Source organism: Cupriavidus ulmosensis, from assembly GCF_977008105.1.
The window spans coordinates 2,217,644-2,237,877 of record NZ_CDRMWP010000001.1; the positions used below are offsets into that span (position 1 = coordinate 2,217,644).

Sequence of the window (20,234 nt, forward strand, 5' to 3'; positions counted from 1 at the left end):
TGGAATATGAACGAGGAAAAACTGAATGAAATTGAGGCTCGCTGTAAGGCGGCCACGCCTGGGCCGTGGGTATCTTATGTTGAGGGAAGAGACCATGAAAGCGGTTCAAATTTCATCATGACTGGTCCGGAAGATGCTCGCAGTGAAGATATCGAGCTAAGCGGCGCCACCATCGCGGATCAAGATTTTATTGCGCATGCTAGACAAGATATACCGCTGTTGGTTGCTGAGATTAGGCGGCTCAGGGAAATGTTGATGCGTAAGTAGAAACGAGGCTGCATTACAACCGGCATCGGTATTATGATCCGGGCACGGGTAGATTCATCTCGAAAGATCCGATTGGGCTGACTGGTGGGATCAATGTCTATCAGTACGCGTCGAATCCGGTTGAGTGGGTGGATCCGTTGGGCCTGAGTGGATCGGTTCCACCTGACATTGCTGCTGCGGATATCACAAAAAAGACGCGAACGGATATTCGTGACTTGGCAAGCCAGAAAGGATTGATTCCGGCCAAATCGGATGCTACCGGAGCACCGATTAAGTGGAAGTGCCCATGTACAGGGAAGGAGCGTCTGAGATTGGATAGAGGTCACGTTGATGCGAAGACCGGGCTACCATATGATGATCCTAAAGCTGCGGTTGACCATGTGCACGCTTACGATCCAACTGGAAAAATTAAAGTTGTATCGCCGGACGACGGTAATCCACACTTTCCAACTACAGGTGAATAGTTATGCAAACGCCTCCAAACCAGGACTACTTTGAGTCAAGTGATGGAGCCGTAAGGATTTGGATTGAACAAGGGTCATCAATCCAGATCAAGGCGGCAACAAAAGAGAATGATCCGGTCGAGCTATCAGAAGAAGAGGCTCTTGAGATCGCCACCGTGCTGCAACAATTCGCAAGTCGCATTTAGCGATGACAAGACAAACGAAGGGCCGCTTGCGCGGTCCTTCGTTCGTCTGTGAGTTCTTGACGCGAGCCCGTGGCCGGATAAAACCCGGCGCCAGCCTATCCGACTACAAGAAGAACCCGGCCCGGTTTCGGGCTCCTTGTCTCCGGGGCAGTACCATGATGCGGAGACGGGGCTGCATTACAACCGGCATCGGTATTATGATCCGGGCACCGGGCGCTTCTTCTCGAAAGATCCCATCGGACTGCAAGGCGGGATCAACGCCTATCAGTACGCGCCGAATTCGATCCGGTGGATTGATCCGCTCGGATTAGCTGCTGTGTCCAACACACCAGACTTCGATACAGCAAGACGAGATTTCGAAGAACACTTGCCGGTCATTCACCCGCTCACTATCGCCGGCGTGTCTCCGGTGATGCGGCACAAGATGGCACCGTATCCCCTGCTCCATTGGTCGCGTGCTGTCCCGTCTGCACGCCGTCGACGGGCGGGGGTATGAAACGGGCGGGCGGTGTGTCGATCTGGAAGCCGGCCCGGACGGTAGTGCCGCTGCATGAGGAATCTGCCGCCGCAGTTGAAACAACCAGCACATCGAAAGGCGAAACACCATGACTTCCATTGCTTACGCAGGCGACCCCACAACCCACGGTGGCGTCATTCTCACCGGTTCCGACACGATGATCGTCATGGGCCGCAAAGCCGCCCGCAAAGGTGACCTGGTGTCGTGCCCGCTGCCGGGCCACGGCGTCAATCCGATCATCGAAGGCTCGGACATGCTGACCGACAACGGCAAGCCGATTGCGCTGCACGGACACCGTACCGCGTGCGGTTGCATGCTGATTGCGCTGGACACGCACGCTACCATTCACCAATAACTTGGGCTGAGCCTGTGGCGACACCGTCCCGGGTGCCTGTTGCCGCCAGTCGATACCTTGCTGTCGCGGCGTTGACGGGTTCAATACTGCCCATGTGCGCGCAATCTTCGAAACTGCGTACCCCAAGCATCCGGTGACCGGTGCCGGAGCGAGCGGCATCGGAAAATTCATCTTTTGTGTCAGAAACAGTAATCTCGGCGGTTTTTTCACTACGCTTGCGGCTGGCGCCGGATTATCCGGCTCTGTTCTTCTTTCAGCCGACCACTCAACGCGCAGACAATATGAATCAACACACGCCGCAACCGTCTTTCGCTTTCGTCGCCACCTCGTGGGCCGCCCTGCTCGCCGGCTTCATCGCTTTCCTGGTGGGGCTGTTCAATGCCGACATGCAACTGAACGAGCGCGGCTATTACTTCACCGTCCTCGTCTACGGCCTGTTCGCCGCGGTATCCGTGCAGAAAAGCGTGCGGGACCGGCTCGAAGGCATCCCGGTCACCGGCATCTACTACGGATTGTGCTGGGTGTCGGTATTGCTGGCGGTGCTGCTGCTCGGCGTGGGCTTGTTCAACGCGACCCTCGCCCTCAGCGAGAAGGGGTTCTACGGCATGTCGTTCGCGCTGGCCCTGTTCGGCGCCATCGCCGTGCAGAAGAATACGCGCGACCTCCATGCCGCCCGGCCCCAGGCGGCCGACGCGCCGCTCGCGCCCGCCCGCGACGACGGCGCGCCCGCACGGCAGGACGACTGATCTCCCGCCCGGCGTGGCGGTGCCGCCGGGGCACACGCCACGGCCAGCCTGCTATCCTCGCCCCAGTCCACCCTCCTCGTGCATGCTTGGCGCCCGCCAGGAAACCCCGCTTCTCGCCTCTGCCGCCAGCCGGACACGCATGCCGCCGCGGCCCGCCACACCCCGACTGTTGACTGAAAATCAAGAGATTTTCACCGATACTCCTGTTTTTCAATCGAAGCGGGCCAGGCAGACTTCGCCTCATCGCTTTGCTCGCCGAAGCACGCGCGGCGAGCGCCTGCCGCGCGGCATGGCCCCGCATCCGCCCCCAACCGAGGAGAATTTCATGACCGCGTCCAGCGCCCCCGCCGTCGAGGCCGCGCCCCGTTCCGCCCTGCCGCTGCTCGCGCTCGCGGCCGGCGCCTTCAGCATCGGCACCACCGAGTTCGCGCCGATGGGCCTGCTGCCCGTGATCGCGGACGGCGTCCACGTGTCGATCCCGACCGCCGGCATGCTGATCAGCGCCTACGCCATCGGCGTCATGCTCGGCGCGCCGGTGATGACGCTGCTCCTGTCGCGCTGGCCCCGGCGCTCGGCGCTGATCGCGCTGATGAGCATCTTCACGGTGGGCAACCTGCTGTCCGCGCTGGCGCCGAACTACACGGCGCTGCTGCTCGCGCGGCTGGTCACGAGCCTGAACCACGGCGCGTTCTTCGGCGTGGGCTCGGTCGTCGCGGCCAGCCTGGTGCCGCGCCACCGGCAGGCCAGCGCCGTGGCCACCATGTTCATGGGCCTGACCATCGCCAACGTGGGCGGCGTGCCGGCCGCGACCTGGCTCGGGCAGGTGCTCGGCTGGCGCATGTCGTTCGCGGCCACCGCCGGGCTCGGCGTCGTCGCCATGATCGGGCTGTGGTCGGCGCTGCCGCGCGGCCAGGCCGGCCGGGCGCCCGACCTGCGCGGCGAGCTGGCCGTGCTGACGCGGCCCGTGGTGCTGGCCGCGATGGCCACCACCGTGCTCGGCGCCGGCGCCATGTTCACGCTCTATACCTATATCGCGCCGACGCTGGTGGAAATCACCGGCGCCTCGCCCGGCTTCGTCACCGCGATGCTGATGCTGATCGGCATCGGCTTCTCGATCGGCAACGTGGCCGGCGGGCGCCTGGCCGACCGTTCGCTCGAAGGCAGCCTGATCGGCTTCCTGGTCCTGCTGAGCGCGGTCATGCTGGTGTTCCCTTGGCTGGCCACCACGCACCTGGGCGTGGCCGCCGGCCTGCTGGTATGGGGCACCGCCACCTTCGCCATCGTGCCGCCGCTGCAGATGCGCGTGATGCGTGCGGCGGCCGAGGCGCCGGGCCTGGCGTCCTCGGTCAACGTCGGCGCGTTCAACCTCGGCAACGCGCTCGGCGCGGCCGCGGGCGGCGCCGCCATTTCGTCCGGCTTCGGCTACCAGGCCGTGCCGGTGGTCGGCGCGCTGCTGGCCGCGGCCAGCCTCCTGCTCGTGCTGGTCCAGGCCGCGCGCGCGCGCCAGCGCGCCTGACGGCGGCTTGCCACTTCCCGCGGCCCGGTGCGATACCGCGCGGGCCGCCGCGCCTAGCCGGGCAGCTCGCCCACCGCGCGCGACGCCTGCTCGATCGCCGCCGTCAGCGACGGGCTGCCGGCGCTGTCGCAATTGGCGATGACCACGTTGCCCGCCGGCGCGCGCGCCCGTTCCAGCGCGGCCTGCGCCGCGGCCGCGTCGTCGTAGAGGCTGTTGGGCAGGTAGCTGTAGCCGTGCGCCCAGCGGTTGACGGTGATGCCGCGGATCACGTCGCCGGAGGCAAAGCCGCCGCCGGCCAGCATGCGGTCGAGCTGGCCGCGGATGCCGGCTTCGAGCGTGGCGAACGGCGTGCCGAGCAGGAAGGCGCGGCCGGCGCGGAAGCGGTCGCGCGCGGGCATGCCGCTGTCGGGCACGGTCGGCACGTAGAGCATGTGCAGCACCACCGGGTCGGACGGCCGCGCGCCGGCCGGGGTTTCCAGCCACAGGTCGGTGTAGGCCATCGCCGGCGCGTGGATGCGGCGGGCCTTGAGCGCGGCGAAGGCCCGCCAGTTGTCGAGCGCCACCTTGCTGTAGACCACCGGCGCCTTGACGTCGGCGCGCAGGGCCTGCTTCTGCGGCTCGGGCAGGCCGGGCATGATGAACGGGATCATCATGTTGTAGCCGGCCAGCACCACGTGCGCGGCTTCCACGCGGTGCAGGTTGCCGCTCCAGCCGTAGGTCACGCGCGTGATGCGCTGGTCGGGCTCGATGGCGATGGCGGTGCTGTTCAGGCGCAGCTTGACCTTGGCGTCGTCGGTGTCGAGCCGGCTGTAGTCGAAGGCCGCGCCGCCGATGGCATCGGCGCCCGCGCCCCCGGCCACGCCGGGAATCAGGCTGCGCACCAGCAGGCGCGCCAGCGTGGCGTTGCCGTCGGGAAACCACAGCGTGGAAGCCGGCGACTTGCCCAGGCGCGCGTCGCGGCCCGGCCGCGGCATGTTCGCGCCGCCCGGCAGGCCGATGGCGAGCGCGTCGAACACGGAGATGCCGTCCGCGTCGAGCGCGTAGGCATCGTTGCCGCGGCTGCGGAAGAAGCGCTGGCCGGCCAGCCCCAGCCCTGCCTTGTCGCGCAGGAAAGCGGCGTACGGCGTGCGCTTGAGGTAGGCCAGCCGCTCGGCCTCGCCCAGGCCCGCGAGGTAGTCGGTGCCGCCGTCGGCCAGGCGCGCCAGCGCGGCGCGGTCCTGCGGCGGCAGCGGCGTCTTGTCGAGGAAGGCCTTGAAGGCGTCGGCCGACGGCGGCGCCGCGCCTGTATTGCCGGCGTTGCGCGCGTCGGTCAGATCGGCGAACGGGTCGCCGGCCAGCAGCTGGTCGCGGCCGAAATGCTCGGCGTCGAAGAACACCGCGCGGCCCATGCCGAGGTCGCGGTAGGGATCGGGCGCGGCCGGCGGGCGCTTCGTCTCCACGCCCAGCCCGGCCAGCAGCGTGGCCACCGCGCGGCTGTCGAGCGCGGCCGCGGGCATGTCGGCGCTGCCGCCGTAGGTGACGAGTTTCTGCCCGCGTACGGTGAATTCGTTGCGCTTGGCGTGGCCGCCGAAATCGTCGTGGTTGTCGAGGATCAGGATGCGCTTGCCGGCGCCGAAGCGGCGCTGGTAGAACCACGCCGCCGCCAGCCCGCTGATGCCGCCGCCGACCACCACGAGGTCGAACGCTTCGCGCGCGAGCACGCCGGGGTATCTGGCGCCTTCGCGCGCCAGGCTGTGCGCCAGCGTGTAGGTGCCGGCGTGGTTGCCGCGCAGCCCGGTGAGCGCCGGCGGATACACCGCCGCGCCGCGCTCGGCGGCCCGCAGCAGCTGGCCCGGCGCGAGGCCGGCGGCGATGGTGAGCGCGGCGCCGTTGAGGAAATCCCTGCGCGTGATGGTCATGTCGGTGTGGCCTTCGCTTGTCGCTGCTTGTCTTTGCCCGGTCCCTGCGTGTCCCTGCCCGCGCGGCTCAGCGCCCGGCCGCCTGACGGCGGCGGTCGAGCTCGGCGCGGCGCGCGGCCACGGTGGCCTCGCCGACCGGGCTGGCGTCGTTGCCCCAGCCGGCGCGGATGAAGGTCAGCACGTTGGCCAGTTCCTGGTTGTCCAGGGTCCAGCCGTAGCCGGGCATGTGATAGTCGGTGGCGGCGGTGCCGACCTGGGCCGTGACGGCGCCGTCGAGCAGCAGGCTGGCCAGCGCGGACGGGTCCGGGTCCATCACGGTCGGATTGCCCGCCAGCGGCGGGAAGACCCGCGCGAAGCCCTTGCCGCTGGCGCCGTGGCACGGCATGCAGAACTCCGCGTACTGGCGCGCGCCGGTCGCGTCGAAACGGCCCTGGGCCAGCCGCTCGGCGGTGGCGGCGTCATAGCGGTATGGCGTCTCGCCGCGCGCGCCGGGAATCGACTTGAGGTAGGTGGCGACCGCCTCCAGGTCCGGGCGGGTCATGAACTGCGTGGACGAGGCGATCACCTCGGACATCGGCCCGAACGAGGTGGCATGCGCGTTGCGGCCGGTGTGCAGGTATTCGGCGATGTCCTCGCGCGACCAGCCGCCCAGCCCGGTGCGCGGGTCGCCGCGCAGGCTGGTGGAGGCCCAGCCGTCCACGCTGGCGCCGGCCAGGAAGTGCCGGCTGCGCTCGTCCAGTCCGCGCTCGGCCAGCAGCGTGCCGCGCGGCGTGTGGCAGGCGCCGCAGTGGGCCACGGCCTGCACCAGGTAAGCGCCGCGCCGCCATTCCGCGCTCTGGCCGGCGCCGGCCTCGGCCGGGCCGCTGTCCAGGAACAGCCAGTTCCACACGCGCAGCAGCCAGCGCATGCCGAACGGCCAGCGCATCTCGGGCGCGGCGGCGGCCCGGCGCACCGGCTTCACCTCGGCGCGCAGGTAGGCGTAGAGCGCCTGCACGTCCGGCTCGGCCAGCCTGGCGTAGGACGGGTAAGGCATGGCCGGATACAGCCGCTTGCCGTGCTTCGCCACGCCCTCGCGCAGCGCGCGGTCGAACTCCGCGAAGCTGTAGCCGCCGATGCCGGTCTCGGCGTCGGGCGTGATGTTGGTGGAATAGACCGTGCCCACGCCAGTGCGCAGCGGCAGGCCGCCCGCGAACGGCGCGCCGCCGGGGGCGGTGTGGCAGGCCGCGCAGTTGGCGACCTTGGCGAGATAGCGGCCGCGCTCGACGCGGGCGCTGTCGGCGGCGGCGGGCTGGGCCGCAGCCGGCGGCGCCAGCCCGGCGCCGCCGGCCAGCAGCAGGATGGCGCCGAGAGCACGGCGCAGGCAGCCGGACCAGCGGCGGGCAAAACCATCGGCAGCGGCAGGCCGCCCGGGGGATAGGCTCAGGTCGTCGCTCATGTCGTCGTTTTCTTGTTGTCGGTGCCGCCGGGGAGGAGCGGAAGCCAAGCCTCTGCGGGCCAGTAGCGATTATCGCCGCAGCCGGCAAGCAATAACAGCATCAGATCGGCGATAATTTTGCGTATCAGTTCGATTGCCGGTCCGCGCGCCCGGCCCGCCCGCCCATGAAACGCTACGAAGAACTGGCGGAAACGCTGGCCAGGGACATCCGCAACGGCAGCCTGCCGCCCGGCACCAAGATGCCGTCCATCCGCAAGACCGTGGCGCAGTACAGCGTGAGTCCCGCCACCGCGTTCCAGGCCTACTACCGGCTGGAAGAGCGCGGGCTGGTGCGCGCGCGCGAGCGCTCGGGCTACTACGTGACCGGGCCGGTCGGGCGCACGCTGCCGCTGCCCCAGCCGGCGGTGCGGCGCACCCAGCAGGTCTCCACCGACGTCGACATCTCCAAGCTGGTCTTCTCGGTGCTGGACGCCGCGCGCGACCCGCGGCTGATCCAGCTCGGCTCGGCCTTCCCTTCGCCGGAGCTGTTCCCGTGGGAGCGGCTGGGCAAGTCGCTGGCGCGCGCGGGCCGCGAGCTCGATCCGTGGTACTCGGTCAGCGACATGGCGGCCGGGCACCTCGCGCTGCGCCAGCAGATCGGGCTGCGCTACCTCGGCGCGGGCGCGCCGCAGCCCACCGAAGAGATCATCGTCACCAGCGGCGCGCTGGAGGCGCTCAACCTGTGCCTGATGGCCGTGACCGAGCCCGGCGACGTGGTGGCGATCGAGTCGCCGGGCTTCTACGCCTCGCTGCAGGCGCTCGAGCGCCTGCGCCTGCGCGCGGTGGAGATCCCGGTGGACTCGCGCGAAGGCATCGACCTCGACGCGCTGGAAAGCGCGCTCGAATGCCACCCGATCAAGGCCTGCTGGTTCATGACGCAGTTCCAGAATCCGCTCGGCGCCAGCATGCCGGAGGCGCGCAAGCAGGCGCTGGTGGAGCTGCTGGCGCGCCACCGCGTGCCGCTGATCGAGGACGACGTGTATGGCGAGCTGTATTTCGGCAACCGCTGCCCCCTGCCCGCCAAGGCCTTCGACCAGGAAGGGCTGGTGATGCATTGCAGCTCGTTTTCCAAGACGCTGGCGCCGGGCTTCCGCGTGGGCTGGGTGGCGCCGGGCCGCTTCGGCGACGCCATCCAGCGGCTGCGCCTGATGACCACGCTGTCGGCCGGCGTGCCGACCCAGGTGGCGCTGGCCGAATACCTGCAACACGGCGGCTACGACAAGCACCTGCGGCGCCTACGCCATGTGCTGGAGATGCAGCAGGGCCAGCTGATCGCGGCCATCGGCCGGCATTTCCCGGACTCGGTGCGGGTCTCGCAGCCGGACGGCGGTTATTTCCTGTGGGTGGAGTTTCCCGAGGGCTTCGACGCGCTGGCGCTGCACCGCGCGGCGCTGGAGCACGGCATCGGCATCGCGCCCGGGCCGATCTTCTCCGCGCGGCAGGGCTACCGCAACTGCATCCGCCTGAACTATGGCCACCTGTGGAGCGAGGCCGTGGAAAACGCGGTGGTGACGCTCGGCGCGCTGGCCAGGGCACAGTTGTCGCGCTAGCCGGCGCGGCCGTGCCGCCCGAGGTAGTGCTCGGCCAGCGCGAAGCCGCCCTGCGCCACCAGCGCCAGCGCGGCGGCCGGGATCGCGCCGCCCATCAGCAGGCGGTCGTCGTTCAGGGCCAGCCCCATGACGATGCGCTCGCCGTAGCCGCCCGCGCCGACGAAGGCGGCGATGGTGGCGGTGCCCACGCTGATGATGGTGGCGGTCTTGATGCCGGCCAGCAGCACCGGCATGGCCAGCGGCAACTCGACCAGGCGCAGCACCTGCGCGGGCCGGAAACCCAGCGCGCGCGCCGCGTCGCGCATGCCGGCCGGCACCTGCCGCAGGCCGGTCAGCGTGTTGCCGACGATGGGCAGCAGCGCGTAGAGGAACAGCGCCACCAGCGCCGGCCACACGCCGATGCGCCCCAGCAGCGGGATCAGCATCGCCAGCAGCGCCAGCGACGGCACCGTCTGCAGCACGCTCACCGTGGCCAGCAGCACCGGTCCCAGGCGCCGCCGCCGCGCGGCCAGGATGCCCGCCGGCACGCCCAGCAGGGTGGCCGCGCCGACCGCGCCCAGCACCAGCCCCAGGTGGCGCCAGGTCAGGCGCAGCGTGTCGCGGCTGAACAGGATGCCGGCCAGCCCGGCGCGCGCGCCCCGCTCCGCCGACACCACCCCGCCGATGCCGCGCGCGAGGAAATTGCGCGCCACCGTGGCGAACGAATCGCCATCCAGCTCGGCGGCCGCGTTCATCGCCACCATGTCCGCCGTGCTGATCCTGCCGGCCAGCCCGGCCAGCGCCTGCCATGCGGCGGGAAAGCGCCGCGGCACGTCGCGCCGGTAGAGCACCACGGCTTCGTAGCCGGGGAAGTAATGGCGGTCGTCGGCCAGCACGCGCAGGCCGTATTTGCGGATCTTGGCGTCGGTGGAATAGATGTCGATCACGTCGACCTGCCCGCTGGCCAGTGCTTCGTAGGCCACGCCGTGGTCCAGCCCGGTCGGGCGCTGCGGCAGATGGTAGCTGCGCGCCAGCCCTGGCCAGCCGTCGGCGCGCCCGAGGAATTCCTGCGACAGCCCCAGGTGCAGCGCCGGGTGCGCGGCCAGGTCGTCCAGCGTGGCGATGTGGAGCTGGCTCGCCCGGGCGGCGCTCATGGCCAGCGCGTAGGTGTCGTCGAAGCCGAGCCGGATGCCCGCGGCCAGCCCCAGCGGCGCCAGCGCCTGGTTGATCTGTTCCAGGCTGGCGCCGGGCGGCAGCTTGAGGATCTCGGCGGCGATGGTGCCGGTGTAGTCCGGGTAGAGGTCGATGCTGCCGGACTTGAGCGCCTCGAACACGATGGCCGTGTTGCCCAGGCCCGGCGTGTTCTGCACGCTGGCGTGCGGGGCCGCGGTCAGCGTCAGGATCTCGCCGAGGATGTAGGACTCGGTGAAGCGCTTGGAGCCGATGCGCAGGGTGTCGGCCTGCGCCGGCGCGGCCAGCCACGCCAGCGCCCAGCACAGGGCCAGCGCCAGCCAGGGGCGCGACGGATGGAATGGGCCTGCGCGGGCGCTGCGTGGTGCCTGTGTCAACGGGACTGTCCTGAGCGGCGCTGCGCGGGGGTTGGCGCCTGTGCCTTGCATGATACGTGCTGGCCCCGGCGCCTGCCCGTTCCATGCGGCGTGGCATGATGGAATGCAAAAATAGTATTTGCAATCAGAATACTGGATGGTAGAGAATTCCATAATCGCATACATCGGCAGGCCACGCCCACCGCCTCGCAGCATGGAAATCCGGCAACTCGAAGCCTTCGCGGCAGTCGTCACCAGCGGCAGCGTCACCGCCGCGGGCCGCCTGCTGGGCCGCTCGCAGCCCGTCATCACGCGGCTGATCCAGGAGCTGGAGGCGGAGATCGGCTTCGCGCTGTTCGTGCGCAGCGGCCCGCGCGTGACGCCGACCGAGCGCGGCTTCCTGCTGTACGAGGAGGTGGAGCACGCGCTGGTGGGCCTCAAGCAGATCCGCGCGCGCGCCGACGAGATCGCGCGCGACGAACACCGCCCGCTCCATATCGCCGCCACCCCGGCGCTGGCGGCCGGGCTGCTGCCGCTGGCGCTGGCCGGGCGCCAGCCGGACCATGCGCGCGACCGCGAGGACAGCGCGGGCAGCGAGCGCGGCGTGGCCGGCCAGTCCAGCCAGATCCATATCGACAGCCTGTTCCCCGAGAAGGTGGTGCACGCGGTGCTGACCGGCGCCGCCGAGATCGGCGTGACCAGCCTGCCGCTGGAGCATCCCGGCGTGACCGTGCACTGGATCGGGCAGGCCGCCTGCGTGGCCGCGGTGCGCGCCGACGACCCGCTCGCCGCGCTCGCCACCATCCCGCTGGCGGCGTGCAGCGGCCGGCGCATCGTCACCATGCACAACCCCTACCGGCTGCGCCGCCGCCTCGACGAGGGCCTGGCCCGCGCGGGCGTGAAGCCGGCCGCGCTGATCAACACCAACTCGTCGTTCAACGCGCTGACCTCGGTACGCGCGGGCCTCGGCATCGCCGTGCTGGAGCCGGTGACGGCGCGCGGCGTGCCGCTGGCCGACATCGTGGTGCGCCCCATCGACGCCGACATCCCGTTCTATTTCGGCGTGATCACGCCGCAGGGCCGCCCGGCCAGCACGGCGGTGCTGGCGCTGATCGACGCGCTGGCCGCCGCGGCGCGCGCGCTATTGCCCGACTTCACCCAGCGCGGCCCCGCGCAGCACGGCGCGCTGCTGCAGGCGCTCTACGGCGCCGCCGGCATGCCGGACGACACAGAGACCGACCCATCATGACCCTGACCACACTCCCCGCCGCCGGCGCCGAAGGCCTGGCCGCGCTCGAAGCCCGCCTGCGCCAGGACCTGGCCTGGCTGGAACTGCCCGCCAGGCCCTGGAGCCCGCCGCGCACGCACGAGGGCCAGCCGGTGCTGGACGTCGCCGTGATCGGCGGCGGCATGGCCGGCATGGCCGCCGCCGCCACGCTCGGGCACCTCGGCCTCGGCGCGCGCATCTTCGACCGTTCTCCCGAGGGCTTCGAAGGCCCGTGGGCCACCACCGCGCGCATGGAGACGCTGCGCTCGCCCAAGCAGCTCACCGGCCCCGCGCTCGGCCTGCCCGCGCTGACCTTCCGCGCGTGGTTCGAGGCGCAGTCCGGCGCGGCGGCGTGGGAGGCGCTCGACAAGATCCCGCGCCTGCAATGGATGGACTACCTGCGCTGGTACCGCCGCGTGCTGGGCCTCGACATCCGCAACGAGCACGACGTGACGCGCGTGCTGCCGCGCGCCGACGGGCTGGTGGCGCTGGAACTGCGCACGCCCGCCGGCGCGCGCACCGTGCTGGCGCGCCGCGTGGTGCTGGCCACCGGCCGCGACGGCCTCGGCGGCGCCTACGTGCCGCCGTTCGCGCAGGCGCTGCCGCGCGCGGCGTGGGCGCATTCGAGCGACGCCTTCGACTACGGCACGCTGCGCGGCAAGCGCGTGGGCGTGATCGGCGCCGGCGCCTCCGCGATGGACAGCGCGGCCACCGCGCTGGAAGCGGGCGCGGCCGGCGTGGACCTGCTGATCCGCCGCGCCGACATCCCGCGCGTCAACAAGAGCAAGGGCGCCGGCAGCCCGGGCTTCACGCACGGCTACGCCGGCCTGCCCGACGCCTGGAAATGGCGCATCCGCCATTACATCAACGAGCAGCAGGTGCCGCCGCCGCGCGGCAGCACGCTGCGCGTGTCGCGCCACGAGAACGCGCGCTTCCACCTCGGCTGCGCCATCGAGCGCGTCGAGCCGGCCGGCGATGCCGTGCGCGTGCACACCACCAGGGGCACGTTCGAGCTGGACTTCCTGGTGTTCTCCACGGGCTTTCGCATCGCGCTCGACACGCGCGCCGAGTTCGCCGCGTTCGCGCCGCACATCCGCTACTGGCGCGACCGCTACGCGCCGCGCGCGGGGCAGGAAGACCAGGAACTGTCGGACTCGCCGGACCTTGGCCCCGCCTTCGAATTCCTGGAGGCCACGCCGGGCGCCTGCCCGGGCCTGTCGCGCATCCACTGCTTCAACTACCCGGCGGCGCTCACGCACGGCACCGTGTCGGGCGACATCCCGGCCATCAGCGACGGCGCCCGGCGGCTCGGCCAGGGCATCGCCGCGCTGTTCTACCAGGAAGACATCGAGACCCACTTCGCCAACCTCGAAGCCTATGCCGAGCCCGAGGTGTTCGGCGACGAATGGGTGCCCGCGCCGCCGCCATCCGCGTGATCCCGCCGATTTCCGAGTCAACCGTACCGAGAGCAAGACAAGCCATGACCCAAGCCAACCCCCACGCCGACGTGGCCGACCAGGTAGCCGGCCTGGTGCCCGGCTCCGCCACGCATGCGCTGCGCCACCAGCGCGACAAGGTGGCCGCGGCCACCCAGGGCAGCTACGACGCCCTGTTCGATCCCGCCCTGCCCGGCCTGCCGCTCGCCGAGCGCCTGCTGGTGGCGCTCTACGCCGCGCGCCTCGCGCCGTCGCCCGAACTGGCCGCGCACTACCGCCAGCGGCTGGTGGCCGCGGGCGCCGACGCCGCGCGGATCGCAGTGGCCGAACGCGGCGACCCCGCCACGCTGGCCGACGCGCGCCTGCGCGCCATGCTGGACTTCACCCGCGCGCTGATCGAAAAGCCGGTGGACGGCGATGAAGCGGCGCTCAGGACGCTGCCCGCCGCGGGCCTGTCCACGCCGGACGTGGTGACGCTGGCGCAACTGATCGCCTTCCTGTCCTATCAGGTGCGGCTGGTGGCCGGCCTCAAGGCGCTGAACGCACCCGCCGCGCCGGCTGGGGGCGAGGAACCCGCCCTGCCCGCTCCCGCCAAGGTAGCCGACACGGTGCTGACCAAAGCGCCGATCCGGTCCCACGGCTTCACCAACGAAGTGCTCGACTGGAAAGCGTGGCTCGACGTGGTTCAGCTGGACCACGCCACGCCCGAGCAGATCGCGGTGCTGGAGGAAAGCCATCCCAAGGCCAAGGTGTCCGACTACTACCTGTTCCTGGTGCACCAGCCCGAGATCCTGCGCCAGCGCTCCGCCGCGTTCAACGCCATCATGTACGCGCCCGGCGGCATGGCGCGCGCCGAGCGCGAGCTGGCCAGCACGGTGGTGTCGCGCGTCAACGGCTGCGTGTACTGCGCCTCGGTCCACGCGCAGCGCTTCGAGCAACTGGCCAGGCGCAACGATGTGATCGTCCAGGTCTTCGCCGACCCGCGCGGCGCCGGCACCACCACGCGCGAGCAGGCCATCGCGCAGTTCTCGATCGCGCTCACCGAGCGGCCCGACGCGATCGGCCCGGGCAGCCTGCGCGCGCTGCGCGCGGCCGGCGTGAACGATGCCGAACTGCTCGACCTGATCCACGCGATCGCCATCTTCGCGTGGGCCAACCGCCTGATGCTGAACCTGGGCGAGCCGGTGTTCCCGGCGCAGCAGGCCGCATGAGGATGGCCGGCCCGCGCCGCGCGCGGGCCGGTATCGCGCGGTGCTGCCCGCTGGCCAACAGTGCCCGCGCAAACTGTGCGCGGGCCAGCAGGCGCCGGCATGCGCCGCGGCGCACCCGCGGGTCCTCTGCCTCCCTCCAGTCCCGCCGCCAGTCCCGCCACGCCGCGCTGGCACGGCGCGCCGCCGGGCACCAACGCATATCCGAGTAAGCATCTTCGCAAATATTCGTGGGAAGACCGCGGGGTGCCATGCTGCAATGCACGGATGGTTTTCCCTGTCCAGACTCCCCGATCCGAGGCCCTCCAGGCCGCCAGCCTGACCGCGCCGCTGCTTGCCGTGCGCGGGCTCGACGTGCATTTTCCCGGCAAGCATGCCGTGCAGGCGCTCGACCTGCAGATCGCCGCCGGCGAGATGCTGGCGCTGGTGGGCGAGTCCGGCTGCGGCAAGTCGAGCGCCGCGCTGGCGCTGATGGGCCTGCTGCCCGCCTATGCGCGCAGCACCGGCAGCGTGCGCCTGGACGGCCGCGAGCTGATCGGCCTGGGCAAGCGCGCGCTGAGCGCCGAGCGCGGGCGCAGCGTGTCGATGATCTTCCAGGAGCCGATGACCTCGCTGAACCCGGTGCTCAGCGTGGGCCGGCAGGTCGCCGAGGCCATCACGCTGCACCAGCCGCTGTCGCGCCGCGCCGCGCGCGCGCGCGCCATCGAGCTGCTCGAACTGGTGCGCCTGCCCGAGCCCGCGCGCCGCTTCGACGCCTATCCGCACGAGTTCTCCGGCGGGCAGCGCCAGCGCATCATGATCGCGATGGCGGTGGCGTGCGGGCCGCGCCTGCTGATCGCCGACGAGCCCACCACCGCGCTCGACGTGACCATCCAGGCGCAGATCCTGGCGCTGATCGACGGCCTGCGCCGCGAGCTCGGCATGGCGGTGCTGCTGATCACGCACGACCTCGGCGTGGTGGCGGATTATGCCGACCGCGTGGCGGTCATGCACGGCGGGCGCAAGCTGGAGGAAGGCGCCACCGCGGACGTGTTCGCCGCGCCGGCCCATGCCTACACGCGCGGCCTGCTCGGCGCCTCGCTGCACGTCGCCAACGGCCTGCACTACAGCCGCGACCGGCTGGCCGAGATCCGTGCCGCCGGCGCCGACGGCGCCAACGGCGATTTCCGGCTGGTGACGCCGCCCGCCGCGCCGCGCGCCGCGGCGCACATCCCCGCCGCCGGCGCCGCGCCGCTGCTGTCGGTGCGGGACCTGACCCTGACCTACCCCGGCGCGGACCACCAGCGCGTGCGCGCGGTGGACGGCCTGTCGCTCGACATCGCCGCCGGCGAGACGCTCGGGCTGGTGGGCGAGTCGGGCTGCGGCAAGTCCAGCCTGTCGCGCGCCATCGTGCGCCTCGCGCAGGCCGATGCCGGGCGCGTGCTGTTCGCCGGCCAGGACCTGCTGGCGCTGGCGCCGTCCGCGCTGCTGCCGTGGCGCCGCCGCGTGCAGATGGTGTTCCAGGATCCCTACGGCTCGCTCAATCCGCGCCAGCGCGTGGAAGACATTCTCGGCCACGCGCTGGCCATCCACGGCGTGCGCGAGCGCGCCGAGCGCGCGCGCCGCATCGCCGCCATCCTCGACGACGTGGGCCTGGGCCGCGCCGCGGCCGGGCGCTATCCGCACGAATTCTCGGGCGGGCAGCGCCAGCGCATCGCCATCGCGCGCGCGCTGGTGCTGCGCCCGGAACTGGTGATCTGCGACGAGCCGGTGTCGGCGCTGGACGTGTCGGTCCAGGCCCAGATCCTGAACCTGCTGGCCGACCTCAAGGCCGAGCACGGCCTGACCTACCTGTTCATCTCGCACGACCTGTCGGTGGTGCGCTATATCGCCGACCGCATGTGCGTGATGCAGGCCGGGCGCATCGTCGAGACCGGCACGCCCGAGTCGCTCTGGCACAACCCGCGCCACCCGTACACGCGCTCGCTGCTGGCCGCCGTGCCGGGCACCGCGCCGCCGGCCCGCGACGAGGCCACGGCGCCGCCGCTGGCGCTGGCCGGCTGACGCTGCTCCGTCCGTCTCCACCCGCCGCGCCGCGAGATCGCCGCCTTCGTTCTTCCGTCCTGCTGTCTTCGTTCCTTCGCCTCTCTCAACCTTCGCCATCCGGCCACACAGACGCCCCATGACCGCACCCGACCATCCCTTCGCCGCTCCGACCTCCGCTGCCGACGCAGCTTCCGCCGATCTCCCGAGCCCGCAGCGCCGCCAGTGGCTGGGCGCCGGCGGCGCGCTGCTGGCGGGCGGCCTGTTCGGCGGCCTGCTGCCCGAGGCGCGGGCGCTCAACAAGGCCCTGCCGAATACCGAGCAAGGCGCGCAGCGCGGCGGCGCGCTCGATGCCGTGGTGCACCCCGAGCCGCCCACGCTGGCGTTCTTCATCAATACCTCGACCCCGGGCCGCACCGTGGTCAGCAAGATCTTCGACGGCCTGCTCGACTACGGCCCCGACCTCAAGCCGCGCCCGCAGCTGGCCGAGAGCGTGGACGTCTCGCCCGACGGCCTGACCGTGCGCATCAAGCTGCGCCGCAACGCGCTGTGGCACGACGGCAAGCCCTTCACCGCGGCCGACGTCAAGTTCTCCGCCGAGCAGATCTGGCCCAAGTACGCGCCGACCGCGCGGCGCGTGTTCCAGCACCTGCGCAAGGTGGATACGCCCGACAACTACACGGTGGTGCTCACGCTGGCCAAGCCCACCCCGGTGATCCTCAACGCGCTCGACGTGGTGGCCGCGCCGGTGCTGCCGCGCCACCTGTACGAGAACACCGACATCCCCAACAACCCGTACAACAACAAGCCGGTCGGCACCGGCCCGTTCGTGTTCAAGGAGTGGGTGCGCGGCCAGCACATCGCGCTGGAGCGCTTCGACAAATACTGGGCGCCGGGCCTGCCCTACCTCGACAAGCTCACCTTCAAGATCATCCCCGACGTGGCCGGCCGCGCCACCGCGCTGGAGACCGGCGCGGTGCAGTACGGCGAGCGCAACCCGGTGACGTTCGCCGACGCCGACCGCCTGGCCAAGTCGCCCGACCTGGTGGTCAGCACCGAGGGCTACAACGGCTTCGCCGGCTGGCTGTGGCTGATCCCCAACCTGCGCGACCCGATCATCGGCAAGCTCAAGGTGCGCCAGGCCATCCTCCACGCGATCAACGTCCAGACGCTGGTCAAGACCGTGTGGGGCGGCTACGCGGTGCCCGCCACCGGGCCGGTGTCGTCGCTGCTCAAGACCTTCTACACGCGCGATACCCAGCAATACCCGTACGACCGCAAGAAGGCCGAGGCCCTGCTCGACGAAGCCGGCTTCCCGCGCAAGGCCGACGGCTGGCGCTTCAAGCTCGACCACGACTACATCCCGTTCGGCGACGACTACCGCCGCACCGGCGAGTTCATACGCCAGTCGCTGCGCGCGGTGGGCATCGACGTGAACCTGCGCGGACAGGACCTGCCCACCTGGACCAAGAACGTGTTCACCGACTACAACTTCCAGCTGGTCAGCTCGTGGGGCCTGAACTGGCAGGACCCGCAGATCGGCGTGGAGCAGCACTACTGGTCCAAGGCCGAGGCCAAGGGCACGCCGTGGCAGAACGCCTCCGGCTACGCCAGCCCGGAGGCGGACCGCCTGCTCGAGGCGGCCCAGGTGGAACCGGACCCGGCGCGCCGCGTGCGGCTCTACCAGGACTTCCAGAAGCTGGCGCAGCAGGACCTGGCGCTGCTCAACCTGTTCGAGTTCCGCTGGTTCGGCGTGTGGGACAAGCGCCTGCGCAACGTCACCGACACCTTCGACCACAGCCAGAGCAATTTCGCCCGGGTCTGGCTGGCCGCCAAGTAACCGCGAGGACGCCGTGCGCATAGCCAGATCCCTGCTCAGGTCGCTGCTGCGGCGGCTGCTGCAACTGCTGGGCGTGGTGTTCGCCACCGCCGTGCTCGACTTCGCCCTGCTCAAGGCACTGCCGGGCGACCTGGTCGACGTGATCGCCAGCGAGAGCGGCAGCGTGCCGCCCCAGTACGTGGCGCAGCTGCGCCAGCTCTACGGGCTGGACCGCAGCCTGCCGGAACAGCTGCTGGGCTACCTGGGCCGCATCGCGCAGGGCGACCTGGGCTATTCGTTCCGCTTCGGCGAGCCGGTGCTCAACCTGCTGCTGGACCGGCTCGGCCCCACGCTGGCGCTGGTCGGCGCGGCGCTGCTGCTGTCCACCGTGGCCGGCGTGCTGCTCGGCGTAGCCGCGGCGCGGCGCCCGCACGGGCTGACCGACACGGTGCTGTCGGCGCTGGCCACGGTGGGCTACTCGGCGCCGATGTTCTGGACCTCGCTGATGCTGATCGTGCTGTTCGGCGTGCAGCTCGAATGGCTGCCGGTGGGCGGCCTGCGCGAGGTCAACGCCGGCTACCACGGCGCGCGCCTGTGGCTGGACTACCTGCGGCACCTGGCGCTGCCGGTGCTGACGCTGGCGATCTACTACGTGGCGGTGTACGCGCGGCTGGCGCGCGCGGCCATGATCGAGACGCTGGCCGAGGACTACATCCGCACCGCCCGCGCCAAGGGCGCGCGCGAGCACCAGGTGATCTTCCGCCATGCGCTGCGCAACGCGCTGCTGCCGGTGGTCACGATGCTGGGCGTGCAGAGCAGCGCGCTGCTGGGCGGCTCGATCGTGGTGGAAACCGTGTTCGCCTGGCCGGGCCTCGGGCAGTTGTCGTTCGAGGCCATCAAGAGCCGCGACATCCCGGTGCTGCTGGCCGTGCTGATCTGCAGCGGCGTGCTGGTGGTGCTGGCCAACCTGCTGGTGGACCTGGCGCAGGCCGCGCTCGATCCGCGCGTGCGCCGCGCCGCGCAGCCGCCGCGCCAGCCTTCGGCCGCGACCGGGAGCGCCGCATGAAACGCTGGTACCTGCAACCCTCGATCTGGCTCGGCGCCGCCGTGCTGCTGGTGGTGGCCGCGGCCGCCGCGCTGGCCGGCGTGCTGTTCCCCGACGACCCGCTCGACATGGTCGGCGCGCCCTATACCTGGCCCGGCGCCGATCCGGCCACGCCGCTCGGCACCGACCTGATGGGCCGCGACCTGCTGGCCGGCCTCGCCCACGGCGCGCGCGTGTCGCTGCTGGTGGGCGTGTCGTCGGCGCTGGTGGCGCTGGCCATCGGCGTCGCGGTGGGCGCCGCGGCCGGCTTCTACCGCGGCCGCACCGACGCGGTGCTGAGCCGCATCACCGAGTTCTTCCAGACCATCCCGGCGTTCCTGCTGGCCATCATCCTGGTGGCGGTGCTCAAGCCCACGCTGGGCACCATCGTGTTCGCGCTCGGCGTGACCTCGTGGACCAGCGTGGCGCGGCTGGTGCGCGCGGAGTTCCTGTCGCTGCGCGAGCGCGAATACGTGCGCGCCGCGGTGGCGGTGGGCGCCAGCGACGCGCACCTGATCTTCCGCGAGATCCTGCCCAACGCCTGGACCCCGATCATCGTCTCCACCGGCCTGCTGGTGGCCAACGCCATCCTGTCCGAGGCCGGGCTGGCCTTCCTCGGCCTGGGCGACCCCAACGTGGTGAGCTGGGGCTCGATGATCGGCCTCGGCCGCGACGCGCTGCGCACCGGCTGGTACATGACCGCCATCCCCGGGCTGGCGGTGGTGCTGACGGTGCTCGCGCTCAACCTGCTCAGCGACGGCCTGCAAGCGGCGCTCAATCCGCGCCTGCGCCGCGTGCGCGCCGCCTAGATGTCGTTTCAAAAAGATCCTGGCGTCGTTGCGCGGCCTTGCCGTACCACTTGTACTGTCTGCGGCCGCGCGCCTAGCCAGGACCGCTTCG

At 70.9% G+C, this 20,234-nt stretch carries 16 protein-coding genes and 2 pseudogenes; 15 read left to right on the forward strand and 3 right to left on the reverse strand.

Translation table 11 applies throughout. The features are described 5' to 3' along the window. Window positions 1-6 precede the first annotated feature (6 nt). The 7 genes and pseudogenes from ACWTPI_RS10120 (at window position 7) to ACWTPI_RS10150 (ending at window position 4,050) form a co-directional block, all read left to right on the forward strand. Window positions 7-267 (forward strand): hypothetical protein, encoded by a 261-nt coding sequence (locus ACWTPI_RS10120; protein WP_081075399.1) that lies wholly within the window; start codon window positions 7-9, stop codon window positions 265-267. Continuing rightward, a pseudogene (locus tag ACWTPI_RS10125) lies at window positions 267-419 on the forward strand (RHS repeat-associated core domain-containing protein); the annotation flags it as partial. The gene ACWTPI_RS10120 and the pseudogene ACWTPI_RS10125, both read left to right, overlap by 1 nt. A gap of 314 nt (window positions 420-733) precedes the next feature. Further along, window positions 734-916: a hypothetical protein gene (locus ACWTPI_RS10130; RefSeq protein ID WP_454731604.1), complete on the forward strand. Its 183-nt coding sequence runs from the start codon at window positions 734-736 to the stop codon at window positions 914-916. Window positions 917-1,058: 142 nt separating this feature from the next. Then, window positions 1,059-1,233 (forward strand): annotated as a pseudogene (locus tag ACWTPI_RS10135) (RHS repeat-associated core domain-containing protein); the annotation flags it as partial. A 288-nt stretch (window positions 1,234-1,521) separates the two neighbouring features. Further along, window positions 1,522-1,788 (forward strand): PAAR domain-containing protein, encoded by a 267-nt coding sequence (locus ACWTPI_RS10140; RefSeq protein ID WP_454731605.1) that lies wholly within the window; start codon window positions 1,522-1,524, stop codon window positions 1,786-1,788. A gap of 281 nt (window positions 1,789-2,069) precedes the next feature. After that, on the forward strand, window positions 2,070-2,534 hold the full coding sequence (gene yiaA / locus ACWTPI_RS10145; RefSeq protein WP_059412719.1) for an inner membrane protein YiaA: 465 nt from the start codon (window positions 2,070-2,072) through the stop codon (window positions 2,532-2,534). A gap of 325 nt (window positions 2,535-2,859) precedes the next feature. Beyond that, complete coding sequence (locus tag ACWTPI_RS10150) at window positions 2,860-4,050, forward strand: MFS transporter (RefSeq protein WP_020205977.1); 1,191 nt, start codon at window positions 2,860-2,862, stop codon at window positions 4,048-4,050. A 53-nt stretch (window positions 4,051-4,103) separates the two neighbouring features. Here the strand turns inward: ACWTPI_RS10150 and ACWTPI_RS10155 are convergent, their stop codons facing one another. Continuing rightward, complete coding sequence (locus ACWTPI_RS10155; protein ID WP_454731606.1) at window positions 4,104-5,948, reverse strand: FAD-dependent oxidoreductase; 1,845 nt, start codon at window positions 5,946-5,948, stop codon at window positions 4,104-4,106. Window positions 5,949-6,015: 67 nt separating this feature from the next. Then, on the reverse strand, window positions 6,016-7,383 hold the full coding sequence (locus ACWTPI_RS10160) for a c-type cytochrome (RefSeq protein WP_454731607.1): 1,368 nt from the start codon (window positions 7,381-7,383) through the stop codon (window positions 6,016-6,018). Between the two features lie 164 nt (window positions 7,384-7,547). Between ACWTPI_RS10160 and ACWTPI_RS10165 the strand changes: the two genes are divergently transcribed. Beyond that, window positions 7,548-8,972, forward strand: coding sequence for an aminotransferase-like domain-containing protein (locus tag ACWTPI_RS10165; RefSeq protein WP_454731608.1), 1,425 nt, complete (start codon window positions 7,548-7,550; stop codon window positions 8,970-8,972). On the opposite strand, the gene ACWTPI_RS10170 is transcribed toward ACWTPI_RS10165, so the two are convergent. Next, entirely contained in the window at window positions 8,969-10,462 is a 1,494-nt protein-coding gene (locus tag ACWTPI_RS10170) for a glycine betaine ABC transporter substrate-binding protein (protein WP_454732466.1), read from the reverse strand. The two genes, ACWTPI_RS10165 and ACWTPI_RS10170, sit on opposite strands and share 4 nt — an antisense overlap. A 250-nt stretch (window positions 10,463-10,712) precedes the next feature. On the opposite strand from ACWTPI_RS10170, the gene ACWTPI_RS10175 reads away from it, so the two are divergent. From ACWTPI_RS10175 to ACWTPI_RS10205, 7 genes are all read left to right on the forward strand, one after another. Then, entirely contained in the window at window positions 10,713-11,747 is a 1,035-nt protein-coding gene (locus ACWTPI_RS10175) for a LysR family transcriptional regulator (RefSeq protein WP_059412722.1), read from the forward strand. After that, on the forward strand, window positions 11,744-13,201 hold the full coding sequence (locus tag ACWTPI_RS10180; protein ID WP_454731609.1) for an FAD-dependent oxidoreductase: 1,458 nt from the start codon (window positions 11,744-11,746) through the stop codon (window positions 13,199-13,201). Before ACWTPI_RS10175 ends, ACWTPI_RS10180 begins: the two co-directional genes overlap by 4 nt. A gap of 44 nt (window positions 13,202-13,245) precedes the next feature. Continuing rightward, entirely contained in the window at window positions 13,246-14,412 is a 1,167-nt protein-coding gene (locus ACWTPI_RS10185) for a CMD domain protein (protein WP_454731610.1), read from the forward strand. 264 nt (window positions 14,413-14,676) lie between these two features. Then, the gene (locus ACWTPI_RS10190; RefSeq protein ID WP_454731611.1) at window positions 14,677-16,452 is read left to right on the forward strand and encodes an ABC transporter ATP-binding protein; all 1,776 of its coding nucleotides are present in this window, start codon (window positions 14,677-14,679) and stop codon (window positions 16,450-16,452) included. Window positions 16,453-16,570: 118 nt separating this feature from the next. After that, window positions 16,571-18,271 carry an ABC transporter substrate-binding protein gene (locus tag ACWTPI_RS10195; protein WP_454731612.1) on the forward strand — a complete coding sequence of 567 codons (1,701 nt, stop codon included), beginning with the start codon at window positions 16,571-16,573 and terminating at the stop codon, window positions 18,269-18,271. 13 nt (window positions 18,272-18,284) lie between these two features. Continuing rightward, a complete protein-coding gene (locus tag ACWTPI_RS10200; protein WP_020205533.1) occupies window positions 18,285-19,316 on the forward strand; it encodes an ABC transporter permease in 1,032 nt (343 codons plus the stop codon). Next, window positions 19,313-20,143, forward strand: coding sequence for an ABC transporter permease (locus ACWTPI_RS10205; RefSeq protein ID WP_020205532.1), 831 nt, complete (start codon window positions 19,313-19,315; stop codon window positions 20,141-20,143). Before ACWTPI_RS10200 ends, ACWTPI_RS10205 begins: the two co-directional genes overlap by 4 nt. The last annotated feature ends 91 nt before the right edge of the window (window positions 20,144-20,234 follow it).